Annotated in this window: 19 protein-coding genes and 2 pseudogenes; 15 read left to right on the top strand and 6 right to left on the bottom strand. The window is 69.1% G+C overall.

What is annotated here, in order from left to right:
• Nucleotides 1-71: 71 nt before the first annotated feature.
• From BLW76_RS11970 to BLW76_RS11945, 7 genes and pseudogenes are all read left to right on the top strand, one after another.
• Nucleotides 72-2,168, top strand: a complete 2,097-nt coding sequence (locus tag BLW76_RS11970) for a carbon starvation CstA family protein (protein WP_091306293.1) — start codon at nucleotides 72-74, stop codon at nucleotides 2,166-2,168.
• Between the two features lie 2 nt (nucleotides 2,169-2,170).
• Entirely contained in the window at nucleotides 2,171-2,344 is a 174-nt protein-coding gene (locus BLW76_RS11965) for a YbdD/YjiX family protein (RefSeq protein ID WP_208613272.1), read from the top strand.
• 85 nt (nucleotides 2,345-2,429) lie between these two features.
• Nucleotides 2,430-2,786 carry an effector-associated constant component EACC1 gene (locus tag BLW76_RS11960; protein ID WP_091306292.1) on the top strand — a complete coding sequence of 119 codons (357 nt, stop codon included), beginning with the start codon at nucleotides 2,430-2,432 and terminating at the stop codon, nucleotides 2,784-2,786.
• A gap of 3 nt (nucleotides 2,787-2,789) precedes the next feature.
• Nucleotides 2,790-3,440, top strand: a pseudogene (locus BLW76_RS49560) (caspase family protein); the annotation flags it as partial.
• Between the two features lie 429 nt (nucleotides 3,441-3,869).
• Nucleotides 3,870-5,585, top strand: a pseudogene (gene dnaK, locus BLW76_RS49555) (molecular chaperone DnaK); the annotation flags it as partial.
• 203 nt (nucleotides 5,586-5,788) lie between these two features.
• The gene (locus BLW76_RS11950) at nucleotides 5,789-6,463 is read left to right on the top strand and encodes a DUF2637 domain-containing protein (RefSeq protein ID WP_091306290.1); all 675 of its coding nucleotides are present in this window, start codon (nucleotides 5,789-5,791) and stop codon (nucleotides 6,461-6,463) included.
• A 64-nt stretch (nucleotides 6,464-6,527) separates the two neighbouring features.
• A complete protein-coding gene (locus BLW76_RS11945; RefSeq protein ID WP_091306289.1) occupies nucleotides 6,528-7,601 on the top strand; it encodes an AlbA family DNA-binding domain-containing protein in 1,074 nt (357 codons plus the stop codon).
• Between the two features lie 23 nt (nucleotides 7,602-7,624).
• On the opposite strand, the gene BLW76_RS11940 is transcribed toward BLW76_RS11945, so the two are convergent.
• Nucleotides 7,625-7,981: a hypothetical protein gene (locus tag BLW76_RS11940; RefSeq protein ID WP_143060614.1), complete on the bottom strand. Its 357-nt coding sequence runs from the start codon at nucleotides 7,979-7,981 to the stop codon at nucleotides 7,625-7,627.
• 774 nt (nucleotides 7,982-8,755) lie between these two features.
• On the opposite strand from BLW76_RS11940, the gene BLW76_RS11935 reads away from it, so the two are divergent.
• The 3 genes from BLW76_RS11935 to BLW76_RS11925 all read left to right on the top strand — a co-directional run bounded on the left by BLW76_RS11935 (nucleotide 8,756) and on the right by BLW76_RS11925 (nucleotide 11,165).
• Nucleotides 8,756-9,562: a hypothetical protein gene (locus BLW76_RS11935; protein WP_143060613.1), complete on the top strand. Its 807-nt coding sequence runs from the start codon at nucleotides 8,756-8,758 to the stop codon at nucleotides 9,560-9,562.
• Complete coding sequence (locus BLW76_RS11930; RefSeq protein ID WP_091306284.1) at nucleotides 9,559-10,671, top strand: ImmA/IrrE family metallo-endopeptidase; 1,113 nt, start codon at nucleotides 9,559-9,561, stop codon at nucleotides 10,669-10,671. The genes BLW76_RS11935 and BLW76_RS11930 overlap by 4 nt, the downstream gene beginning before the upstream one ends.
• A 227-nt stretch (nucleotides 10,672-10,898) precedes the next feature.
• On the top strand, nucleotides 10,899-11,165 hold the full coding sequence (locus BLW76_RS11925; RefSeq protein ID WP_244170108.1) for a hypothetical protein: 267 nt from the start codon (nucleotides 10,899-10,901) through the stop codon (nucleotides 11,163-11,165).
• Between the two features lie 9 nt (nucleotides 11,166-11,174).
• Here BLW76_RS11925 and istB read toward each other — a convergent pair whose 3' ends face one another.
• Nucleotides 11,175-11,978 (bottom strand): IS21-like element helper ATPase IstB, encoded by an 804-nt coding sequence (gene istB, locus BLW76_RS11920; protein ID WP_091305597.1) that lies wholly within the window; start codon nucleotides 11,976-11,978, stop codon nucleotides 11,175-11,177.
• Nucleotides 11,975-13,618, bottom strand: coding sequence for an IS21 family transposase (istA, locus tag BLW76_RS11915; RefSeq protein WP_091305599.1), 1,644 nt, complete (start codon nucleotides 13,616-13,618; stop codon nucleotides 11,975-11,977). Before istA ends, istB begins: the two co-directional genes overlap by 4 nt.
• A gap of 277 nt (nucleotides 13,619-13,895) precedes the next feature.
• On the opposite strand from istA, the gene BLW76_RS11910 reads away from it, so the two are divergent.
• The 4 genes from BLW76_RS11910 to BLW76_RS11895 all read left to right on the top strand — a co-directional run bounded on the left by BLW76_RS11910 (nucleotide 13,896) and on the right by BLW76_RS11895 (nucleotide 18,484).
• Nucleotides 13,896-14,546, top strand: coding sequence for a DUF4365 domain-containing protein (locus tag BLW76_RS11910; RefSeq protein ID WP_167384582.1), 651 nt, complete (start codon nucleotides 13,896-13,898; stop codon nucleotides 14,544-14,546).
• The gene (locus tag BLW76_RS11905) at nucleotides 14,498-15,802 is read left to right on the top strand and encodes a tetratricopeptide repeat protein (RefSeq protein ID WP_143060612.1); all 1,305 of its coding nucleotides are present in this window, start codon (nucleotides 14,498-14,500) and stop codon (nucleotides 15,800-15,802) included. The genes BLW76_RS11910 and BLW76_RS11905 overlap by 49 nt, the downstream gene beginning before the upstream one ends.
• A 115-nt stretch (nucleotides 15,803-15,917) precedes the next feature.
• Nucleotides 15,918-16,649 carry a hypothetical protein gene (locus tag BLW76_RS11900; RefSeq protein ID WP_143060611.1) on the top strand — a complete coding sequence of 244 codons (732 nt, stop codon included), beginning with the start codon at nucleotides 15,918-15,920 and terminating at the stop codon, nucleotides 16,647-16,649.
• Between the two features lie 137 nt (nucleotides 16,650-16,786).
• Nucleotides 16,787-18,484 carry a hypothetical protein gene (locus BLW76_RS11895; RefSeq protein WP_091306277.1) on the top strand — a complete coding sequence of 566 codons (1,698 nt, stop codon included), beginning with the start codon at nucleotides 16,787-16,789 and terminating at the stop codon, nucleotides 18,482-18,484.
• On the opposite strand, the gene BLW76_RS11890 is transcribed toward BLW76_RS11895, so the two are convergent.
• Entirely contained in the window at nucleotides 18,450-20,462 is a 2,013-nt protein-coding gene (locus BLW76_RS11890; protein WP_091306276.1) for a tetratricopeptide repeat protein, read from the bottom strand. The two genes, BLW76_RS11895 and BLW76_RS11890, sit on opposite strands and share 35 nt — an antisense overlap.
• A 64-nt stretch (nucleotides 20,463-20,526) precedes the next feature.
• Nucleotides 20,527-20,988: a hypothetical protein gene (locus BLW76_RS11885; protein ID WP_091306274.1), complete on the bottom strand. Its 462-nt coding sequence runs from the start codon at nucleotides 20,986-20,988 to the stop codon at nucleotides 20,527-20,529.
• A 169-nt stretch (nucleotides 20,989-21,157) separates the two neighbouring features.
• On the opposite strand from BLW76_RS11885, the gene BLW76_RS49110 reads away from it, so the two are divergent.
• Nucleotides 21,158-21,376: a hypothetical protein gene (locus tag BLW76_RS49110; RefSeq protein ID WP_208613271.1), complete on the top strand. Its 219-nt coding sequence runs from the start codon at nucleotides 21,158-21,160 to the stop codon at nucleotides 21,374-21,376.
• 91 nt (nucleotides 21,377-21,467) lie between these two features.
• Here the strand turns inward: BLW76_RS49110 and BLW76_RS11875 are convergent, their stop codons facing one another.
• The gene (locus tag BLW76_RS11875; protein ID WP_143060610.1) at nucleotides 21,468-23,795 is read right to left on the bottom strand and encodes a P-loop NTPase fold protein; all 2,328 of its coding nucleotides are present in this window, start codon (nucleotides 23,793-23,795) and stop codon (nucleotides 21,468-21,470) included.
• Between the last annotated feature and the right edge of the window lie 460 nt (nucleotides 23,796-24,255).

Raw genomic sequence — 24,255 nt, 5'->3', positions numbered from 1 at the left:
ACCGGCAACTCTCGCACAAGGCGGGCCTCGTCGCCCACCTCGTCAGTTCCTCCCGATCCGAGGAGTCACCCTTGTCAAGATTCGTCGTGCCCTCGTCCCGGCTCCGGCCGATCCTGCTGTGGACGACCGTGGCGCTGGCCGGCGCCGTCGGCTGGGGCGTGCTCGCCCTCTCCCGAGGGGAGCGCGTTTCGGCCGTCTGGCTGCTCCTGGCCGCCCTGGGCTCCTACCTCATCGCGTACCGCTTCTACGCGCGGTTCATCGCCCGCCGGGTGCTGAAGGTCGACGACCGCCGGGCCACCCCGGCGGAGCGGCTCGAGGACGGCGCCGACTACCAGCCGACCGACCGGCGCATCCTGCTCGGGCACCACTTCGCCGCGATCGCCGGTGCCGGGCCGCTGGTCGGGCCGGTGCTGGCCGCCCAGATGGGCTACCTGCCGGGGACGATCTGGATCGTCGCCGGCGTGATCTTCGCGGGCGCGGTGCAGGACATGGTCGTGCTCTTCCTCTCGCTGCGGCGCGACGGCAAGAGCCTGGGCCAGCTCGCCCGCGACGAGATCGGCAAGGTGGGCGGCGCGGCCGCCCTGCTGGCCGTGTTCGCCATCATGATCATCCTGCTGGCGGTGCTGGCCCTGGTCGTGGTCAACGCGCTGGCGCATTCGCCGTGGGGCACCTTCTCGGTCGTCATGACGATCCCGATCGCCCTGCTGATGGGCTGCTACCTGCGGTTCCTGCGGCCGGGACGCGTCCTGGAGGCCAGCGTGCTCGGGGTGGTCCTGCTCCTGCTGGCCATCGCGGGCGGCGGCTGGGTCGAACACTCCGCGCTCGCGGCCGCGTTCACCTGGAGCCCGACGACGCTCGTGCTCGGCCTGGCCGGCTACGGGTTCGTCGCGTCGGTCCTGCCGGTGTGGGCGCTGCTCGCGCCCCGCGACTACCTCTCGACGTTCATGAAGATCGGCACGATCGCCCTGCTGGCGGCCGGCGTGCTGGTCGTCGGCCCGGTGCTGCAGAGCGGCGCGGTGACGCGGTTCGCGGCCACCGGCACGGGCCCGGTCTTCGCCGGCACGCTCTTCCCGTTCCTGTTCATCACGATCGCGTGCGGGGCGCTGTCCGGGTTCCACGCGCTGGTGTCGTCCGGGACCACGCCGAAGCTGATCCAGAAGGAGTCGCAGGTCCGGCTGATCGGCTACGGCGCGATGCTGATGGAGTCGTTCGTGGCGGTCATGGCGCTGATCGCGGCCTGCGCCCTCGACCCGGGGCTGTACTACGCGATGAACGCCCCGGCCGGCGTGCTCGGGTCCACGGCGGCGTCCGCCGCCCGCGCGGTCACCGACCTCGGGTTCACGATCACGCCCGGTCAGCTGGACGCGGCCGCGCAGGCGGTCGGCGAACACAGCCTCGTCGCCCGCACCGGCGGCGCGCCGACGCTGGCGGTCGGCATGTCGGAGATCCTTTCCGGACTCTTCGGCAGCGAGTCGGCGAAGGCGTTCTGGTACCACTTCGCGATCATGTTCGAGGCCCTGTTCATCCTCACGACCGTCGACGCGGGCACCCGCGTCGGGCGCTTCATGCTGCAGGACATGCTGGGCAACGTCTGGAAGCCGCTCGGCCGGGTGACGTGGAAGCCGGGCACGTGGCTCACCAGCGCACTGGTGGTGGCGGCCTGGGGCTACTTCCTCTACGCGGGCGCGACCGACCCGCTCGGCGGGATCAACCAGCTCTTCCCGCTCTTCGGCATCGCCAACCAGCTCCTCGCCGTCGTCGCGCTCGCGGTCACCACCACGGTGCTCGTCAAGTCGGGCCGGCTGCGCTGGGCGTGGGTGACCGGGATCCCGCTGGCGTGGACCGTCGCCGTCACGTTCACGGCGAGCCTGGAGAAGATCTTTTCGGGCAATCCCCAGATCGGTTTCTTCGCCCAGCGCGCCCGCTACGCCGACGCCCTCGATGCCGGCCGCGTCCTGCCGCCCGCCAAGACCGCGGCCGACATGCACGCGGTCGTCGTGAACTCCACTGTGGACGGTGTGCTGATCGCGGTCTTCCTGGCGCTGGTCGTGGTCGTGGTGACCAACGCCGCGGCGGTCTGCGTCCGGTCGGTGCGCGGCCGCGGCACACCGCCGTCGAGCGAGGCGCCCTACGTCGAATCGCTGCTCCCCGCCGGCGGCCGGCGGTGAAGGTGCTGCGTGCGCTCCGCTGGTACCTCCGGGAGCTCGGCGGAGCGGCGGCGTACGAGCGGCACTGCGCCCGGGTGCGGGCGAACCACCCGGACCACCCCGTGCCGACCCGCCGGGCCTACGAGCTTGACCGGCTGCGGCGGCGGGAAGGGCGTCCGCTGGATCGTTGCTGCTGACTCGTCCGCCGGAAAACGCCTGTAGCGAAGCCACCGCGTCCTACGATCTAGTCAACAGCCGGGGGCCGGGGCGGAGGAGCGCGGGATGCAGGCACGGATTCGGGTGACCACGGACGACGCCCGCGACAGGCTCCGCCCGCTCCTGACCTGGCTGCGGGCCGAAGACGAACTGCGCGGCCGGGTCGAACTGACCGGCGCCGCCCCCGCCCCCGGCGAAATGGGCGCGGTCGCGGACGTGCTGACGGTCGCGCTCGGCGGCGGGGGCGCGGCCGCGGTGCTCGCCCGGTCGCTGACGACCTGGCTGCGGCAGCAGCGCTCGGACACCACGATCGAGATCACCACCGACGCCGACGGCGGCCGCTCGGTGAAGGTCACCGCCCAGCGGGTGGCCGACGCCGAAGCCGTGATCAAGAGCGTCCTCGACGCCGAGCGGGAGAGGTAGCCGGTGCGCCTGCCCGATCCGGGGAGGTCCCGCGTCATCCTCGTCGGCACCGCCCGCTACCCCGGCGACGACCGCCTGCCGGACCTGCCCGCGGTGCTGGGCAACGTCACCGGCCTCGCCGAGCACCTCACCCGCGAGGACTTCGGCGGGTTCGCGGCGCGGCACTGCACGGTGATCACCGACCCGGACAACAGCCACCAGCTCGGCTCCCGGATGGCGGAGATCGCCGAGCAGGCCGAGGACACCCTGCTCGTCTACTACGCCGGCCACGGCCTCGTCGACGACGACGGCGCGCTCTACCTCGGGCTGTCCTCGACGCGGGCGCAGCGCGTCGCCTACTCGGCGATGCCGCTCACCATGATCGACCGGGTGTTCCGCGAGAGCCCGGCGATCCACAACATCCTGATCCTCGACTGCTGCTTCTCGGGCCGGGCCATCGAGGCGATGGCCGATCCCGGCTCGGTGGTATCCGGGCAGATCGACATCCCCGGGCGCTACACCCTGACGTCGTCAGCGGCCAACGAAACCGCCAACGCCCCGCTCGGCGCGCCCCACACCGCGTTCACCGGTGAACTGCTCCGCCTCCTCGGCGACGGCCTCACCGACGGCCCGGAGTTCCTGACCCTCGCCCAGATCTACCGCCACCTGCTGCGCGCCCTGAACGCCCGCGGGCTGCCGAAGCCGCAACGCCGGGGTGGCGGCACGGTGGACGACCTCGCGCTGGCCCGCAACGTCGCCTGGACGACCGGCCCGCACACCGTGCTGCCGCCCGCGGTCGCCCGCGCACTGCGGGAGCCCGTGCCGCAGGACCGCGCGGAGGCGATCGGCATGCTCGTCACCCTGGTCAAGGGCAGTGAGCCGCTGCTGGCCCGTGCCGCGCTCGAGGCGTTGACCGCGCTGACCGACGACGACAGCCGGTCGCTGGCGAGCAAGGCCACCGAAGCCCTCCGCGACCTGCGCGGGCAGCCGGCCGCCCGGCCCGCGCCCCCTCCCGAACCGTCCGTCGCGCCGCCTGCCGAGCCGCGGGCACCGGAGCGCCCGAAGGCCGACGAGCCGCCGCGGCGGCAGCTCACGTCGGTCGGCATCGACTTCGGCACCACCAACTCCGCCCTCGCCACGCTCGAGAACCGCAGCCCGTTCCTGGTGCCCAACGCCGAAGGGACACCGACGACGCCGTCGGTCGTCGCGTTCGCGAAGTCGGGCGAAGTCTTCGTCGGGCAGTCGGCGAAGAACCAGGCGGTGACGAACGCGGACCGGACGTTCCGCTCGATCAAGCGGCGCATCGGAACCGACTGGAAGTCGCCGCCGATCGACGGGCGGCGGTACACGGCACAGGAGATCGCCGCGCGGGTGCTGGCGAAGCTCAAGCACGACGCCGAAGCCGGGCTGAACGCGCGGATCACCGACGTCGTGCTGACCGTGCCCGCCTACTTCACCGACCACCAGCGGCAAGCCACGAAGGAAGCCGCCGAGATCGCCGGGCTGAACGTCCTGCGGCTGCTCAGCGAACCGACCGCGGCGGCGCTGGCCTCCGGGCTGGGCACCACCGACGCCGACGTCGCGGTGCTCGTCTGCGACCTGGGCGGCGGCACGTTCGACGTTTCGCTGCTGGAGTGCGGCATGGGCATCTTCGAGGTGAAGGCGACCAGCGGCGACAACGAGCTCGGCGGCGACGACTGGGACCAGCGGATCGTCGACCACATCGCGGCCCGCTTCCGGCGCGCGCGGGGCATCGACCTCCAGGCCGACCGGATGGCGCTGCAGCGGCTCCGGGAAGCCGCGGAGCAGGCCAAGATCGCGTTGTCCAGCGTGCAGCGCACGACGATCGCCCTGCCGTACATCACGGTGAGCGCCGAGAAGGAGCCGCTGCACCTCGACGAGGCCCTCACCCGCGCCGAGCTCGAAAGCATCACCGCGGACCTGCTCGACCGCGTCCGCGGCCCGGTCACCGACGTCCTCCGCGAGGCGGGCATCACCGCGGCGCAGATCGACCACGTCCTGTTCGCCGGCGGGGCCGCGCGGATGCCGGCGTTCCTCGCCCTCGTGCGCGAGCTGCTGGACGGGGCCACGCCGAAGCAGCGGTTCAGTTCCAACGAGATCGTCGCCGCGGGCGCCGCCCTGCAGGCCGGGGTGCTGCGCGGCGAGGTGCAGGACACGCTCCTGCTCGACGTGAACCCGGTTTCGCTCGGCATCGAGACCAAGGGCGGGGTGTTCACGCGGGTCATCCCGCGCAACACCACCCTGCCGATCAAGCGTTCGGAGATCTTCACCACGGCCGAGGACAACCAGCCGTCCATCCAGGTCAGCGTGTACCAGGGCGAGCGCGAGATCGCGAAGGAGAACCGGCACCTGGGCACGTTCGAGCTGACCGGCCTGCCCCCGGCACCCCGCGGCGTCCCCCAGTTCGAAGTGACGTTCGACCTCGACCCCAACGGCGTGATGCACGTGTCGGCCCGCGACCTCGGCACCGGCCGCGAGCAGTCACTGGCCATTTCGGGCGGCGTGGGCCTGTCCCGCGACGAGATCGGCCGCATGGTCCGCGACGCGGAGCGCTGGACGGAGGAGGACCAGCGCCGCCGCGAGGAAGCGGAGCTGCGCAACCGCGCGGAGACGTCGATCTACCAGCTGGAGGCATTCATCCGCGAGCACGGCGGCAAGTTCCCGTTCACAATGCAGGGCGAAGCCCGCCAGGCGATCGACGTGCTGCGCACAGCCCTCGCGGGAACGGACAGCGAAGCGATCAGAACGGCGGCGGCCGATCTCGACCAGGTCAGCCAGCAGATCGGCGTGGCGATCTACCGGCAGCGCCCGAGTTTGTAGGGCACAGGATCTCCGGCAGAAGTGTTTGCCGCACAAGCAAAAACCCGCCTGACCGAAGTCAGACGGGTTTATTACTGCTGGTACCCCCGACCGGGTACGAACAGCAACCACCCGGCTCCGCCTGCCTCTGACCTGCAGATCTCCGCGACTCTGACGCTCGTCGAGTACGGCCGGAGGCGGCGATGACGAAGCCATCCCGCGACGGCGTCGCCCTCGGCGTCCAGTGCTTCTTCACCGCGCTCGTCGCGCTCGGCGCGGCCTTCGCGTCCTACCGGCACGGCCTCCGGTTCGCCCTCCGCTTCGGGGCGGATGAGACGACGGCCTGGATCTGGCCCCTCATCGACGGCCTGCTCACCATCGCCACGGTCGAGCTGTGGAAGTCCGGCAGCGGCAGCCGGTGGCAAGCCTGGCTCGCCTTCGTGTTCGGCATCTCGCTTTCGCTCTGCGCCAACATCGCCTCGGCCGCCGAGCTGAGTGCCTTCGGCATCATGGTCGCGGCCTGCCCGCCTCTTGCCCTGCTCCTCGCGGTCGAACTGCTCAACCGAGCCCTGAAACGGCAGCGAGCAACTTCAGCAACGGGTGCGTCCCGGGACGATGACACCCCCTCGGAGGAGTTATCCACAGGTTCGTCCGCACCTGTGGATAAAACCGCCGAGCAGCGAATGTGGGCGTTCTACGAGGCCGAGTGCCGCCAGGGCCGTTCGCCCTCCGGCGCGGAACTGGATCGGGTCGCCGGTACGCACAACTACGGTCGCCGGATCTTGCGCAAGTGGCGTGCGGCCGGGCAGCTCAGTCCGATCGGAAGCGCCACTGCTGCCCGGCCGCCGCAGACAGTGGAGGTGCGCCAGAACGACTGACCTTCGGAATCCGGACAGGACCACGGGCGCGCAGGATCTTGTCGGCGGTCGCTATCCTTGGGCGATGGGATTGGCCGTTTCCTTGACCGACTTGCTCGCGTATTCCAACATACGGGCGCGGATCAAACTACATCAGCGAGGAGAACGCGACCCCGGAGGATTCGAAGAGTACGGCGACGACAACCATTCGGTTGCATGCGTAGAAGTGCGACTAGTGGAACTCGAGGATATTTCCATCGCCTCACTGACCCGGCATTTCGCCGACGGTTTCGCACAGCGACCCGGTCGCCTCACCATGGCACTCGGCGTGCACTTCCAGAACGGCCGCAAACACGAACACGTCGCCCTCATGTTCGAACGAGACGGGTCGGTGGTCGGTACGTTCAACCTCGAAGGCGGCAACCCCCGAAGTCTGTCGTCTGCGCGTCGGCACGCAGACGAGACGTTCCTGGCCGCCGGCGCCGTTGTGGACTGGCTGGAGCACATCCCAGCCGACGAAGATATCGACGAGGACTACTGGCACATCAATGTGAGGGTGACTGACGACAAAGTCACGGTTGGAGCCTTCTGCGAAGCAGTGAAATCCCTCCGGGCCGCGTTGTGCACTTTCCGCGGCGAACTCGGCCCGGACCGCCGTGTCGAATTCAGGCAGAAACTGCTCGATGGACAGTTCGATGACGCGCTCGGCACCCCGGAGTCGGACTGGCTGGAATGCAAGGCCGAACTACGTCTCGGCCACCACGACGGCAACGACAAGCTGACGAAGGCCGTGAGCGGTTTCGCCAACGGTCGTCGGCCGGGCCTGCTGGCGGTCGGTCTCAAAACCGAACCAGCCGACGGCCGCGACGTCATCACAGGGATCACCCCCGTCGCGGCGAGAGCACACACGGCGGAGCGGTACCGGAAGATCATCGACGAACACATTTCTCCCGTTGTTCTGGGTCTGGAGATCGACGTTGTGCCTGCAGGCTGCGGAGTCGTCGTGCTGATCAGCATTCCCGCTCAGCCGGAACACACGAAGCCGTTTGTCGTCGCCAAGCACGAGGGCACCCTGATCTACGAACGTCGAGGCGACCGCACCGTACGCCTGTCGACAGCGGAGATCCGAGCACTGCTCGCCGCCGGCTGGCGCAATTGAACCTTGCGGAAGCACGAAGCTGCTCACAGAGTTCGATCGAGGAGATCGAAAGGCAAGGCTTCCTGCGGTATGGCTCTTCCGCTGGTCAACAGTGCGGCACTGCGATCCCGCACGGCTTCCGGAAGCCACTCCGTCAGGTCGCGGGCTCGCCCCGGCTCGACTGCGGCGCCAGCTCGCGATGGCCGGTCCGCCAGCAACCGCCACAGCGACTCCGCCGGTCCGGCCGGAATACCGGACCGGCTGACGATCGCGCAGGCGGTGGCCGCGATCTCGAGGCCGGGGGCGTCGAGGTCACCCAGGTAATCGAACTGCTTCACCCGGAACGGCAGGTCGGGAACCGACTCCAACGGTGCCGTATTCCGTCCCTGGATCCAGGCCACCGCCACCCACCCCAGTCGGCCGCTGACGGTGATGCCGAATACGACAAGCCGCAGGGCCGGCAAGACCCGGAGGCGCGTGTCGGAACACCTATGTCCTCGTCCGGCCCCGGTAGCGAGCGACCCGCCGGCGTAACGAAAACCAGGACCCGGCCAGCAGGATCGCCCAGCCGGCGAGAGCCATCAGAAGCGCCACTCCGTCCCTCCGTCCGACGGCGAGTGGGTGTTCCTTGAATGCCACGCGACCGGCCAGTGCGACTGGCTCGAGGACGCCATCAAGGCACCCATCACGGAGACGATCGCCAACCTGCTCACCAAGGGAGCGTCCGCGAGTTCCACACCCAGCAACCCGGCGGCGCCTGGGGAACTCGCTCATCCCCTGGTTCCTCGCCCAAGCCGACCTGCCTGCCGGAATCACGTTCGGCCGCCAAGGCGCAGACGGCGCCGGTGCCGAATGGGCAACCTTCACCGCTTCCGACGGCTCTTGGCGCAGCATCCGGACGTAACACGACGAGGACCGCCAGCGGGAAGTCCGCCAATCCGGCCCGGCTCCGACCTGGGACCGCGTCGGCCTCACCGTGCAGCCGGACCAGCCGCACGAAATCTGGTTCGGCAGACATTCGATGGGAGCTTCCAGTGCAGCGGGTGTAGGTCTTGGCGCATGAGGGCCGGGAGTACTGGCTCGTCGGCAGCTGGACCAGCCGGATGCAGCCTGACGACACGCCGTCCGGTTCACTTCTGAACACAGATTACTGACTTCGAGTACAGTACTGCGCCATGAGCGAGGAAGACGACGTCTTGGCAGCGCTTCGGCGCCGGGGCGTGCTCGACGGGATCGTGTGGGCGCACCGGTCGGCGTACGGCCAGCTGCGCGAGGACTACAACCCGGCGGGCGGTCACAAACAGTCCTGGATCGGGTTCAACGCCCACGTCTACCTCGTCGACCGGCTCGACCGGGTCTTCCAGTGCGGCGACTTCGCCGTCCCGCCTGGCCAGGACTCCGTCGGTCGTGACGTGCTCGCCGACGGCATCGCCGACCGGGACTCGCGGACCATGCCGCTGCTGCCGGCCGGCACGGTCGTGCGTCGCGACCTCAACGGCTCACCAGGCTGGTCCGTCGCCGGGTGGCGATGGCTGCTCGCGTCCTATGAGTTCGGCCAGGTCGCCAAGATCGCCTGGACCGAGCGCAGCGAGACCAAGCAACTGGTCGCGAAGCAACTCCATGGAGAAGAGGACGGCGGGCTGTTCCCGATCTCCGGGCTGGCCGGCTTCTCGCCGCTCGACGAACTGCCCGAGGAGCAGCGAGAACTCCGGCGCACGCTGGTGCTCGCCCACGCGATGGACCCCACGACAGCCGAAGTCGAACTGTCCTTCGGGCGCATCCGCTGGAACCTCGACCACGGCAACGCCTGGGTCTGGCGCACCGGATTGGCTGCCGGCAGCGGCCCGGACGGCGAGCCCACGACGTCCCGGCGGGCGACGAGCCCAGCCGAACCGACCGGGGACGCCGTGGCGGACGCCGACGTGCGTATCCGTCGCCCGGCGCGCGACCACGACGGTCCGCGTGCTATTGGTGAGGCATGAGTGATCGGCTGGGCGACGTTGCCACCTTCTTCGATGGCGGGCGGCTGACCTTGGCGCGCCAGCTGGCGGGCCTGCGCAAGAACGGCCTGGCCGACCGCATCCAGAAAACACCGACCGCGGTCGCGGCCTACGAGAGCGGGCTCAAGCGCCCCGCCGCGGCCACGGTCGCCGCGCTCGCCCTCGCCCTCGACGTGAGCCCGGAATTCTTCATCACGCGCGCGCACGAATTGCCCACCGCGACGACCGCGCCGCACTTCCGATCCTTGCGTTCCACCAGCCAGATTTCCCGGGACCAGGCCCACGCGTACGGGTGCATGGCCGTCGACGTCGCCCTGACGATCGAGCGGCACGCGCAGTTCCCCGAGAGGAATCTGCCCAGCCATCCGGTCGCCGTCGACGCACCGGCGAGCGATGCGCCTGAAGAAGCCGCGCGGCTGCTCCGGAAGCAGTGGAACCTGCCACCGGGACCGGTCGGGCATCTGATCAGGCTGGCGGAGAACCACGGATGCCTCGTGGTGTTCAGCCCACCCGGTAACGCGAGCGTGGACGCGTACTCGTTCGACACGCCGCTGCGGCCGATCATCATCCTCAACCCGGCGAAGGACGACTACTACCGCCAGCGGTTCGACGTCGCCCACGAGTTGGGTCACCTCGTCATGCACCTCGACGCCGAGCCCGGCAGTCGCGCGGTCGAGGACCAGGCACACCGCTTCGCCGCCGAGTTCCTCACACCCGCCGAAGAAATCGCGGACCAGCTGCCTGCGAACGCGGACTGGCGTCGACTCGGCCAGCTCAAGCAGCAGTGGAACATCAGCCTCCAAGCCCTGCTCTACCGCGCCCGCAGCCTCAAGGTGATGAGCGACGTCACCTACCGCAACGCGATGACCACGGTGTCCAACCGCGGCTGGCGACGCCGGGAGCCGGGTCCGATGCCGCTTCTCGAGCAACCTTCGCTACTTCCCCGCGCCGTCGAACTCCTCAAGGCGGAGACCGAAATCGACGAACTCGCCCTCGCGGCTGAATGCCAAGCACCTCTCAGTCTCTTCCGGACGATCGCTGCACGGGCACCCCAGCCGACTCGAGGCACCGAAAAGCTGCCACAGAACTAGTCCACGTACGGCCGTTGTCAACAATTCAAGCATCTGATTTCGGCAAGTTGATTTGGCCCCGGTTCGGCATTCTGATTTGGCCCCGGCGGCTGGGTTGCGGGATCGGTCGGCATCTTGATGTGGCCCCACCTGCCGCCGTTGGCGTCGGGGCGGCATTCTGATTTGGCCCCACCTCGTTCGGGTGTTTCTGCTGGTCGAGTCGAGTGCTGGCTGGTCACGATGGCGTGGTGAGCGAGCGTGAGCCCGGCCCAGTGGTGACGTTGGTGTGGGCGCTGGACGAGGTGTTCATCGGGTTCGCGGGCCGGCCGGTCGCGGTGGTCCGCCGCGAGTTGGAGGCCGCCTGCGAGACGTGGGACTGCCGGCTGGATGAGGACACGTTGGACGTGTTCGCGGCCGAGATCGCCGCCGGCGACCGGGTCGAGATCGACGCGGGAACGATCCGTGTCCCGCCGACCGGGCCGGTCGAGGTGGACTGGCGCGACGCGCCGTTCTGACCCGGGTATTCAGCTGGCCCGGGTGCTGCTGCGGCGGCGTTTGGTGGTGCGCAGCCGGAACGACTCGGTGCCGGTCTCGATGATCGAGGCGTCGAACGTCAAGCGGTCGACGATCGCGGCGCAGAGCCGCGGGTCGGTGAAGGTGCGAGCCCACTCGCTGAACGCCGAGTTGCTGGCGATGGCGATGCTGGAGCGTTCCTCCCGCTCGGTGAACACCTGGAACAGCAGCTCCGCGCCGCGCCGATCGAGCTCGAGATACCCCAGTTCGTCGAGGCAAAGCAGGTCGACTCGGCCGTAGCGGGCGATGGTCTTGGACAGGTGCTTGTCGTCGGCGGCCTCGACGAGCTCGTTAACCAGCGCGGCGGCGGTGACATAACGGACCTTGAACCCGGCTTCCGCGGCGGCGGTGCCGAGCCCGATCAGCAGGTGGGACTTGCCGGTGCCGGAGTCGCCGATCAGGCAGACCGGTTGCCCGGCGCGGATCCAGGCGCCCTTGGCGAGGGTGTGCACGAGGGCGGGCGGGACGTTCGGGTTCGCGGCGAAGTCGAAGTCCTCGATGCGTTTGGTGCGCGGGAAACCGGCCTGCTTGACCAGGCGGGCCTTGCGGCGGACCTCGCGGTCCTCGCACTCGATGAACAGCAGCTCGGACAGGAAGCTCTTGTAGGTGGCCTGCTGGCGGGCCGCGGCGGCGGCCTGGTCGCCGAAGCGGTCGCGGATCGTCGGCAGCCGCAGGATCCGGCAGGCCTGCTCGATCGCGGCGTCGGCGGCTTCCTCGGTGAGCTGGTCCCGGCCGCGGCTGGTGGTGCGGGTCATGACGCGTTCCCCTTCTTCGGAGTATTGCTGAGTAACTGGTCGTAGGCGGCGACCGACGGGGCGGGGCGGGAGTCCGGTGGCAGGTCGGAGTCGCGGCGGCGTTCGGGCAGCGAGACGACTTTGCTGCGGCTGCGCTGCGGCCCCGGAGGCTCAACTTCGACATCGCCGGCGGTGCTTCCTGCTGCGGCGGCGTGTTTGCGGGCCTCGATCGCGACCACGTCCGGCGAGACCGACCCGGCCTCCAGCGTGACGCGGATCCCAGCGATCACATGCGCGTGGGCCATCCGCCGGTGCAGCAGCAGAACCTCGATTAGCAGCCGGGTGCCGGCCTGGTCGCCGTGTTTGGCGCGGGCGGCGGCCCAGAACGCGTCGTGGGTGGCGGTGAACCAGCCCTTCTGCCGTGCGTGGACCAACGCAGTCGCCCCGCGCAGCGCACCCGGTTTGCCGGCCAGGACTTCGAGGTAGTGATCGAGCACCAGGTGCTGGCCGCCCTTGGTGGTCAGCCGCGGGTGCCGGGCGACCTCGGCGGATCCGTGCAATACCACCAGTTCCTCCGCGTCGAGCTTTGCCCGGACCGTCTGCCCGATCAGCCGCGCGGGAACTGAGTAGAGCGCTTGGCGGACGGTGATCCTGGCGTAGCGGTCGACGCGCGGTGTCGTGGTCAGCGCGATGTCGAACTCGTCGACCGGCAACGCCGCCAGCAGCGGTGCTTCGAGCGCGAAGTCCTGCCCGATCGTGGCCGTCCGCTGGTCGATGTGCCGGGCGTCCTCCGCATGGTCGGCTGCGGCGAGCCGGTCGTTGATGCCGGCCAGGCCGGAGATGTCGGCGATTTTCGGGACCGGGACGAACCAGCGTCGCCGGAACCGCCCGCCTTCGCCTTCGACACCACCCTTCTCGTGGGCGCCTTCTTTGCCTGGCATGCAATAGAAACTGGTGACACCGTAGGCGGACTTGAACAGCACCCACTTCTCGGTTTCCACTCGTGATCGTCCGAAGCAGACCCGCCGGACCGCCGAGGACAGGTTGTCGTAACGGATCTCCCCGGCCGGGACACCGCCAAGTTCGGTGAACGCTGCGACATGCCCGGCAAAGAACGCTTCCTGCCCTTGCGAGGAGTAGACGCGATGAATTGCCTTACCAGAAAAGGACATTCGCAGCGTGAAGAGGAAGCACTTGGTGTCGACACCGCCGACGTTGACCCAGACCTCGGCGAAGTCGACCTCAGCGTCCTGGCCCGGAAGATGCGTCTGTGGAACAAATCCGTCCATCACTCCTGCCCGGTTTCTGGCTTCCAGCAGGATCTCCGGGCGGCGGCGGGCGACGTACTTCGACACGGTGCGGTAGGCGATCTCGGCGTCGTGCTCGTCGACCAGCCGCTCCCAGATCCGGTGCGCGGTATGCCGCTGCTTGCGCGGCGCGTCCAGATCCGCTCGCAGGATCTCGTCCATCGCCTCACGCAGCGGACCCGTCACCGGCGAGGACCGGGCTGGTGTCTTCCGCGGCGGCGGGACGGCCGAGCCGAGCGCCTGACGCACCGTCCGGCGATGCACCCCATGCCGGTCAGCCAGCGCCCGGACAGACAGGCCTTCCACCCGGGCATCTCGCCGGATCAGCGCGAACAACTCCACCCTGGACACCATCCCGGCTCCCACGCGGACGGCCCCTCCCCGGCACTGTCCACCCAGGACCCTCTCCTCGACCCACCGACTCGCACACCACGAGCAGGAATTCGCCCGATCGGTGGGGCCCGCTAACGGTGCCGAACCGGGGCCAAATCACGATGCCACGGCCAAGCATCCCACCACGGCAATCCAGGATGCGCTCGATCAGCACCGAGCATGGACGCCGGCACCGGAGCGTCGACCCGGCGCTCCCGACCGATAGGGCGGAATCTTCACCGTGCGACAACCACAGTCCGTGCAAACGGGAAGCGAGGGCGAAGCCGCGGTCAAGCACGCATTCGTCAAGCTCGGATGGGGCGCAGCCGCAGCACCAGAATTCGATGTCGGCACCGACCTCTTCCTCCTCGTACGCGATCAGCGCCTGTTCGACTCGGGCCGCATGCTCGGCGCGCAAATCAAGACCGGCAAGGCGTTCTTCAAGGAGCCCAAGAAGGACTCAACCGGCCAGACCGTCGGATGGTGGTTCCGCGACAACGACGACGAGCACACCGCCTACTGGATCAACCACGTCCTGCCGCACATCCTGGTCCTCCACGATCCGGAAACCGGGACCTCGCACTGGGTCGGGCTCACGGCCGACACCGTGGTCAGCACCGGGGCCGGGGTCAAGATACTCGTTCCCAGCGGCAACACGATCGACGAAGATCATCGCGACGCCCTCATGGCATTCGCGGCGTCGCACCATCGGACCTCGCCGTGGGAGGGAAGCGCCTGGACCGGCGCTGTGTCGATCTCCACCTCGGCCATGCTGCGACACGCACTTCTCGTTCCCCGTCTGGTAGTGCCCAGGCGACGGGCCGAACCGCAGAGCTTGCTGTCCCGGCGCAAGCCGCCGCCATGGTCGTCGAAGGTCGCTTCCACGAACTGGAGACCTATTCGAACCTGAACCCGAAGAACCCGACGCTCGAAGCAGCGGCCGATTCGGCGAGTTGGTCATGGCGTTTCGTCGCCGCACTGGCCACACGCATGCTCGCCGATGACGCCGACAGGCTGATCGCCGCCATCGGCGACGCCGAACGACCGGAGGAACGCACCGCAGCGACCGTCGCCGCTGCGGCGGCGCTCCTGGGGTCCGGCCACGTACACGATGCGGTGCAGTTGCTGGCCGACGCGTTGGAGAAAGACGACGCCGCGCCGGTGGACGACGCGTGGCTGCGGATCCAGCACGCTCGTGCATGCATCGAACTCGACGACCTCGAGAAAGCCCGTGCCGCCGTCGCGCAAGCCCAGCGCATCAGGTACACCCATCCCGACGACGTCACAGCGACCGCGATCGTCAGCATAGCCTCGCTGCTGACCTTCCGCCTCGCCGACTGGGGGCATGGCCAACTGCAGGACGCGATCGCCGGCGCAGACACACTCGCCGTCTGGTGGCGCAGCAGCAGCGTCGCGACCGGTGCCAGTGCAGCGCTTAACGCCCAGCTCGACAGCTGGTCCCGATACCCGACTGCGGTCATCTTCGATGACAAGAGCGCCCACAACACTCTGGTGACCACAGCCGTCCTGTCCAGCCATCTCGGTGACCACAGCGCATGGCAGAACCTCGAAGCCCTCACCTTGAGCGCGCAGATCCTGCAGACCGACCGGGACGCAGATCCGGACCAGGTCCGTGACCTGGTGAGCGGTCTCCACAACTGCGGCGCCGACCGCCAGCTCGGCAGGGTCGTGCACCGCTACGTCCAGGACGGACCGGCTGCCGGCGTCCGGTCCGCGGCAGCCGGCATCGACCTCCGGCAACCGACCCGAAGCACCCTCATGGCCACGTTGGCGTTGCTGAGATCCGGCGGCGACGTTCTGGACGCCGAAACAGCGTCCAACGCTGTCGACTGGATTTCCGGCGCCATCGACAACCCGGCTGCGCTGGTTCCCGCGAGTCGATGGGGCGGCGGCTTGGCGTTCGACTTGATCGACACATTGGCGCGGTTGACGCGCTCCGCGGAGCGGTCGAAGATCAACGGGATCGCGGATCGGATCCTGGCGCTTCCCCCCGCAGACCGACCAGGCTTTTGCCATCAGCTGGAGCCGCGCGGTGTCGGCCGTTCCGGCGCACGTCTGGACAGCGGAGAGAGCCGCGAAGGCAGTGGCCGCTGCCCCCTCGCACCATCCCTCGCTTCAGCTCGCGCTGTTAGCCGCCGTGGCTGAGCAGCAGCCGGCAGCGGTAACGGCTCTCCAAGGTGCCGTCCTCGACGGCTCACTCGAAGCTCTGGGTCACCTGCCCCGGCTCGATCAGCTTCCGGCGTCAGCGTGCATCCAGCTGATGGGCAAGCTCGAGGCTCTGATCTCGAACACCATCACGCTGGCCCGGCAATCGACTTACGACCTCGGCGGCTACGAAGCAGGCAAATTGCTGGTAGCGCTGAACCTCGCCCACACCGGCCTGGCCAGGTGGGAGCCCGTTTACGCACTGCTGAGCGAACCACTCGTCGGCGATGACGACGTTTCCGGCTGCTGCCGCCTCCTGGCTCACGACGCGGACAGCCTCCCCGCCGAGGTCCGGGCCAAGCTGCTTCCGATCACCACCGCACTCACAACTCGTGCTCCCCAGCAACTCGCACCCAACCTCCTGCCATCTGCCAAAGGAGCGGCGCGCGCGCTGGCCGCGCGATTGTCCCAAGCTGACAACGTCACGGACACGGCGATCGGCAGCCTGCTGGCCGGGGACGCCGACCAGCGTGAGTGGGCTGCTCGCCTCGCATTGCGACGCGCTGCCGGCGAGGGCGCCGGGATGCTGATGGTCATGTGCCACGACGCAGTTCCCCGCGTCCGGGCGACAGCCTCCGCCTGCCTGGCCCGGCTACTTGCCACCGATGGGCTTGCCCCGGGACCGCTCGGAGTGTTGTACGACAGCCTGAAGGATCCCGGTACCCTTGTTCCCCGCGCGGTAGCCGGTGAACTGTCACGCCACCAGCCGACGAGCGAAACCGAGTCGATTCGGCGGACTCTCGCCACGAACGTTTCGGCCAGGGCCCGCGCCGCTGCCGCACGCTGACGGCAACACGAGCGGAGCGCAACGGAGATCACTCCCACTGCAATCGATCATGACCTCCCGGCTGGTTAAGCTCCGATTGACCACCGAAGCACCAGGCTGACCGACCTGGATTCACTCTGAGCGATGGCATTGATACAATGAGTAGAGGAGCCGGGAGCCGGGAGCCGGGAGCCGGGGGAGCCGGGAGCCGGGAGCCGGGAGCCGTTTGGGACACCTTCGGCTACGAGCGGACCGTTCTCGTCGTCGCCCGGACGCTGACCTCGACCTACCGCCTGCTCGACGCCCTCGACCTCTTCGGTGACGACTTCCGGATCCGGTTCGTCTTCACCGTCAACGCCACCTCCGCCTTCAGCGACGGCGTACCCGACGTCCTGCGCGACGCCGGCATCACCCCGATCCCCTGGACCAGGGTCGCAGCCGGGGACGTCCGCTACGACCTCGCCCTCTCGGCGAGCGAGAACATCGACTTCGAGCACATCCGGGCGCACACGATCGTGCTCCCGCACGGCCTCGGGTTCAACAAGTACGTTCCCGACCGCACCGGCACTGGGCAGCGGCTCGCTGGTCTCCCGCCGGAACGGGTGCTCCGCGACGGCAAGGCCACCGTCACCCTCCAGCACCCCGAGCAGATCACCCAGCTCCTCGCCGCCTGCCCGGCGACCGCCGGCCGGACCGCCGTCGTAGGCGATACCGCCTTCGACCGGGTGGCAGCCAGCCGCGGCCTGCGCGCCCACTACCGCGCCGAGCTCGGCACCGGGAACCGGACCCTGATCACCCTCGCGTCCACCTGGCGCACGGACTCGCTGCTCGGCCGCCGGCACGCCCTCCCCCTGCACCTGCTCGGCGAGCTCCCCGCGGACTCCTACCAGGTCTGCGCCGTCCTCCATCCGAACATCTGGGCGCGCTACGGACGCCACCAGATCCACCTGTGGCTTTCCTCGGCACTCGACGCCGGGCTCGTCCTCATGCCACCGCACGCCGGCTGGCAGGCCGGGCTCATCGCCGCCGACCAGGTGCTGACCGACCACGGATCGCTCGGCCTCGTCGCGGCCGCCCTGGACAAGCCGCTGTTGCTGAGCACGCCCACCGAGGAAACGGTCGCGGGTTCGCCCCCGCACCTGCTCGCCCGCAGTGCCCCCGCCTTGGCGCCGGACGCACCGCTGCTCCCCCAGGTCGAAGAGGCGCGCGCAGCACACCGGCCGGGGCAGTACGCCGCCGTGACCTCGCGAGTCTTCGCCCACACCGGCGAGGCCGCCACCAACCTCCGGAACCTCATCTACGACCGGCTCGCGCTGGCTCCGCCTGGACCGCACGCGCCGACGCGCCGGATCCCGCTCCCGGTCCCGCTGCACCGCCGAGTCCGCTCCCACGTGGTGCAGACGGCCACGCCGGCTGACGGGTCGCTCGACCTCATCCGGTTCCCGGCGTCCGCGATGCGAGCCGATTATCCGATGGACGCCCACGTCGTGGCCGACGAAACCGAGCCGGAGCTGAAGATCGTCGAGCGCGCGGCCGCGATCGTGCGTCGCCAGGTCCTCGACGCGGTCGAGGCACGAACATGGGCCAGGGCGACCCTCGACGCTTATCCCGGCGCGCGGCTGGCTCTCACCGCGACTGCCGACGGATGCTGGGCGATGGTCCGCGGTGCCGGCGAAGCCTGGATCGGCTCACCGCGCTGGCAGCCCGAAGACGTCGCGACGGCCGCCTCCGCCCTCTACTGCTGCTGGCTCAACCGAACCCTCGGGGACCGTGCGGTGACCGTCCGGACCGGCGCACGAGTCCACGAGTTTTCGGTTCGGTTCACCCCTTCGAGTACCGCGCCAGCCGCTCCGTGAGCTCCTCGGCGCGCGGGCTCTTGAGGCGGATGTGGATCTCGACCATCCGCGCCAGCGCGTTGCGCCCGGCGCTTTCGTCGCCCTCGGCCTCCGCGATCGCCAGCAGCGCCTCGTGCGCCTGGGCCTCGTAGAACTGATCACCGCTTCTCTGCAGCACTTCCACCGCCTGGGTGAACTCCCGGCGCGCGTCTTCGGGACGTCCGGCCCCGTGCAGCGCCTTTCCCAGCTCGACCAGGCACCGGCCTTCCATCCGGGTGTCCGGCACCGCACGGATCAACGGCAGAGCGGCGCGCAAGGTCTCCTCCGCGCGCGCCCAGTCACCGTTCCGGCGCTGCGAGCCGCCGAGGAAGAGGGTGACGAACGCGACTCCGCGCTCGTCCTCCTGCGAGGTGAACAGCGCGATGGCGCGCTGATAAGCCTCCGCTGCCTCGCCGGGTGCGGTCACGTCTCTGAGCCGGCCGACCATCTCCCACACCGATCCCCGGAGCCGGACGTCGGGCAGTTCCTCGGCGATCGGCAGGGCCTTGGTGATCAGCTCTTCTTCGGCACGGTCGAGCCTGCCGAGGTCGCTCCAGGCTCGCGACCCGAAGCTGCGGAGCCGTGCCTCCGCGGCGGCATTCCCGGCCTGGCGCGCGGAAGCCGCGCCCAGCTCGCTGGAAACCGTCCAGTCCACCAGGTATCGCCGGGTCACGTACAACGCGGTCAGCGCCTCGGCGAGCTGCCACGACTCGTCGTGCCAGCCTTCGTCGGCGGCGACGCGCTGCGCAGCGAGGAGGTTCGCGCGTTCGGCGTCGAGCCAGTCCAGCGCAGTACGGCGGGCATCGGCGCCGGTGAACGGGGATCGGCGCGCTTGGGTCAGGTCGCCTGGCGTACACCGGTAGCGCCCCGGCCCCAGCGCGGCCAAATCGGCAAACGCCGCCTTGACCAGCAGGTGCTCGACCAGCCGTCGCTTGGCCGCTTCGTGGGTCTCCGGCGGGTCGGTGAGCCGGGCGAGGTGCGCCGCGTGGCGGCGGACCATCCGGTGCAGGGAGAGCCGGCCCGTCGAGCCGATGTTGAGGAGGCCGGCGTCGTCAAGGGTGTCGACCAGGGCGGCGACGGCAGCAGCGGACCGGTCGAGTACCGCAGCCGCGGTGTCCGGTGCCACGTCGGCGCCGGGCAGGAGACCCAGAAGCCTGTACAGCTTCGCCGCGTCGGCGTCGAGAGCGTCGTAGGCCGTGGAGAACACCGCCGCGAGCTTCTCTTCCCCACGGGCGGAGAATGCGCTGAATCCCCGGTCGTCTTCTGCAATCTGCTGGGCGAGCGCAGCGACGGACAACCCAGGCCGTGCGACCAGCCGGGCCGCGACCACCTTGAGGGCGACCGGCAGGCCCGCACACTGCCGGACGAGCTCGGCCACGGCGTCCGGTTCGGCGGCAACCCGCGCCCCGGCGAGTTCGCGAAGCAGGTGCGCGCCATCGGCACCGCCCAGGGGCTCGAGGGGAATGGGCTCGGCGCCGTCCATGATCAGCTCCCCGAGCCGGCCGCTGCTGGTCACCAGCACGGCGCTGGCCTGGCTGTTCGGCAGGAAGGGCACGACCTGCGCCGGGTCGGTGACGTCTTCGAGGACGAGCAGGACCGGCAGTTCCGCAGTCAGCGAACGCAGCTGGTTGGCTCGTCCGGCCAGTGACGCGGGCAGCACGTCCTTCGCCACGCCCAGCGAGGTCAGGCAGGAAGCCAGCGCGTCGGACACCGAGAGCCGCTCGCCGTCGACCGGACCGAAGTCCACGTGCAGATCCCCACCGGGGAAGGCGCCCTCGTCCCGGGCCTGCTGGACGCACCGGCGGACGAACGCCGTCTTGCCCACGCCCGGCAGGCCGGAGCACACCCCGACCCGGGCCACGCCGGACCGGCGACGCCAGAACTCGGTCATCCGCTCGAAATCCGGCGTCCGGTTGACGAACACCCGGGGCCCCAGCGGGACCTCGTGCGGAACGACCATGCGACCCCCAGCGCAGCCCGCGACTCACAGAACGTGGACCGACCTTACCGCGCACGGTAAGGCGTCAGCCACCGAGTGCGATCCGCATGCGTGCCCGCGTTTCGAGCAGGGCCGCCTCGTAGTCGTCATGCGCGGACCGGGTGCCCGCGGAGGTCGGGCCTTCACGGCGGGCCACGGTCACCCACCGCTCGGCGGCGTCGGTGACACGGGAAACCAAGCCCTCGATCCCCTCGGGGCCCGCAAGCTCCACGTAGGCGGCAGCTTCGCGGAGCGCCGAGAGGGCGGGTTCACGGGCCACGGGATCGGCTGTCTGGACGGCCTGGCCCACCAGCCGGGTAGCGACCAGAAATCGGGCGTAGGCGGTACGCCGCTCCTCGCGATCGTGGTCTTCAAGGCGCGCCTGGCGTTCCAGCGTCGACAAGTTGATCGCCCGGCGCGCGCTGACAAGTTGCCCACCGATCGCACCCGCCAGCCCGGTGACTGCGGTCAGAAGCGCGACCAGGAACGTCACCCAGTTCTGCGTCATACGGGAACCATTCCAGATTCGCCCGGACCGGAGGCTCGTACACGCCGTCGAGCTGCTTCACTGCACGGAAAGGGCCCCGCACCGGGCAGGTGCGGGGCCCTTTCGATCGTCGCGAGAGTGCTACTTCTTCTTCGCGGCCGACGTGCGCTTGGCCGGAGCCTTGGCCGCCGTGGTCTTCGCCGCGGTGGTCTTGGCCGCGGCCGGCTTGGCGGCAGCGGTCCGGGTGCGCGTCGTCGTCGCCTTGGCCGGAGCGGCCTTCGCCGTGGTGGCCTTGGCCGCCGTGGTCTTCGCCGCGGTGGCGCGGGTCCGCGTGGTCGTCGCGGCCGGCTTGGCCGCCTATGAATCCGGTTTACAGGCCGCGGTCCCACGCACTGCAAACGGCGCATGACACGAACTTTCAAGTACGCATGGCACTTTCCGCCGAATTCACCCGTTCATCGAGACGAACAGGCGTCAGGATTCTGGAGAGGTAGTCTCGATCAACCTGCGGATTCGGTGTCGAGGCCGAATCGCTGGCGGAAGTCGACGATCGTCTGCATCGCCAGGTGAGGGTAGAACGCCATGCGCTGACGGGTCACGGCGATCATGTGCAGGTCGGCGGTCAACTCCGGCTCATCGAGTTCATCGGTGAAGACCTCCAGCACGGTGGCACAAAACAGCGCGAAACAGGCCGCTTGCGAACGCAGGCGCGTCACCGGGTCAGCCAGGTCGACCTCCGCTTCGTCGGCGTGGACGCGGGTGGCGAACTGCGCAAGTTCGGCCGGCTCCCGCATCTGTCTGATCTGCAGGATCAGCCCGGTCAGCTCGGCGAGTTCGGCGGTCGGCGGCAAGGCGCTGGCGACACCGGCCAGCGCATGGGCCTTGCTCTGCAGCTCCCGGGCAACGAACGCCCGGGCGACCTGGGCGAGCGACGGGCGGTAGACCGCGGCTGCCATGTCGATCATTTCGATCGTGTAGCGCTTGAGGTCGCGAGGAAGCCCACCTGAGACGCAATGACAGAGACAGCCGAACTGCTCCGGAAGACCGATCAGCCGGAGGGCGATCCACAGCCTGCTTTCGTCCATGGTGAAGTGTTCGAGGCGGATCATTTCGCTGAAGGCGCTGTCGAAGGCATCGCGGACAGCCAGACCGCGCTGCTCGAAGTTGAGGACGGCGTCGTCGGAGACCGACACGAAGAACAGGCAGCCGGGGACATCGAAGATCGCTTTGATGTCGTTGATGAACTGGTATGCCTTCTCCGGCTCACCGATCTTGTCAAGCTCGTCGATAGCGATGATCAGATGATGCTCGGACACGCCCTCTTCCTGCAGGCGGCGCGAGGCGAAGGCCGCGAACTCCCGGAACTTGTCCACGACCTCCGGGTGGGTCAGCTGCTGTTCGGCGCGCTGGGTGGACCAGGTTCGGCCCGCCTCTCCTTTGAGCGGCATGCTGAGCTTGCCGGACCATCCGGTGGTGTAGGTCTGCAGGAACCGGATCTGGTCGAGCTGCTTTCTGGTCTGCCGCTGGAGCACCGCCAGCCCGCGCAACCTCCGCCGCCGCGGAATCCCGGCGATCGCGCTCGTGATCGAGACCAGCAGCCAGCCGATCACGACGAGCGGGATCAGGGCGAGGACGGCCAACGCGACGAGGTGTACCGGCGGCTGGCCGGCCCACAGCCGGTCCACGCCGTTCGGGAAGCCGGCGACCGAACGCCGGATCAGCCCGGCGATGTCGGCACCGAACCGGGGAACGTCGGTGTTCCACAGCAGCAAGGCCGTGTCGGCACAGGCGAAGATGAAGACGAGGCCCAGGACGATCCGGAGTGCGGCGGCGCGCAGACGACCGCCCTTCTCCGGCCTCGGCGAACCCACTCGGTCGAGGACCGCGCGGCAGAGCAGAGCGTGGAGGTGCAGGACGAAGTCCCGGGCTTCGTAGTTCGCCGGTGCCGAAGCGACGACGACGAAGGGTGCCGGGCTTCCCGGGCTGGTGTGCAGGCCGCGGGCGATCGAGCGGATCGCGGTGGTCTTCCCGACCCCGCGGTGCCCGGCCAGCGCTACGGCGACGGAGTCTGCACGGCTCAACACCCTGGCCAGCCGCCTGGTCCCGGCAGTCTGGACGATGTCCGATTCCGCTTCGCCGTACAGACCGTGGATCTCCTGGAAGATCAGCCTTCCGCCGTAGACCAGCACGCGGTTCCGGCGGATGAACTCCCGGATCTCGGGGATCACCAGCTCGGTCTGCACTGCCTGCCACCGCGAGCCAAGGCCGATCAGGTCCTCGTGCGGAACCATCCGGCCGATTTCACGGAGGTTGTTGAACGGCAGGAGCTTGGGGACGTGCCGCTGCACTATCGAGCCGGAAAACAGCGCGACCCCCGCCAGACCCACCAGACTCATCGCCGACAATCCCACAGTCAGCTGCGGGCCGCAGTAGGCGAGCACCGCTACGTAACCCAGACAGAGCACCCCGGCGACGAAGAGCCATCCGATCTTTGCCGGAGTCAGGTCGCTCAGGCGTGACGGGCGCTGCGCCGAGTCCGCCCGCCGTGCGTACTCATCCTGCGCCATGCGAACCCGGGCCAACGCGGTTTCGCTGCTCATCACCGCTCGCTTGGCATCTTCAGCGCGTATGGCCTCCGCACGCAAAGCAGCTTTGATGTCTTCTCGAGCCAGCGACTCGTCCAGCATGACTTCCAACGCGAGCCGGGCGGTCCACAGTTCGAATCCCTCAGCCATCGCGCTGTCCCAATCAAGCAGCACGCTGGGAGCGAGTTCGCCGACCGGTTCGACATCGACGTTTTCCAAGAATCCAATGATTTCGTCACGCAAGCGAGCTAGCCACCGGAATTTGCGGCTCGCGTGATCTGGATGTACCAATTCCCGCCTCCGTCCGGTCTGCAGCCTTATTGAAAGTCGCAGAGCAGAGGCGAAGTGCTACAGGATGCGAAGGCTCTCGACGACCAGCCAACGCCGGAAGCCCTGGCCAGTCGGCAGACGTCAACCTAGCGACTGTGACTGTCGGCAGCGGGGCTAGTTTGGCTGTTGCAGGGAGCGTCGCAAGAGTCGGCATGGGGCGCGGTGCCCGGGTTGCCCCAGGTCGTCTCCCCAATGCCGCTCTTCCGAACGGACGTGCGAGTTGCCCCGCATCCGGCTCTCCACGAGCCGGTCAGGCGGCAGCCTGCTCTGTCGCATGGGTCCACGGGGTCGGGATCTTGCTTCCTCGGTAGAGGTAACGTTTGATCGCTACCGATCCGGGTTTGAACAAGTTCACCCCGTCCGTGCTTCGCCA

The organism is Amycolatopsis tolypomycina (genome assembly GCF_900105945.1).
Taxonomy (GTDB): Bacteria; Actinomycetota; Actinomycetes; order Mycobacteriales; family Pseudonocardiaceae; genus Amycolatopsis; species Amycolatopsis tolypomycina.
Note: the sequence above shows the minus strand (reverse complement) of the source record. Positions and strands in the feature narration are given on the sequence as shown.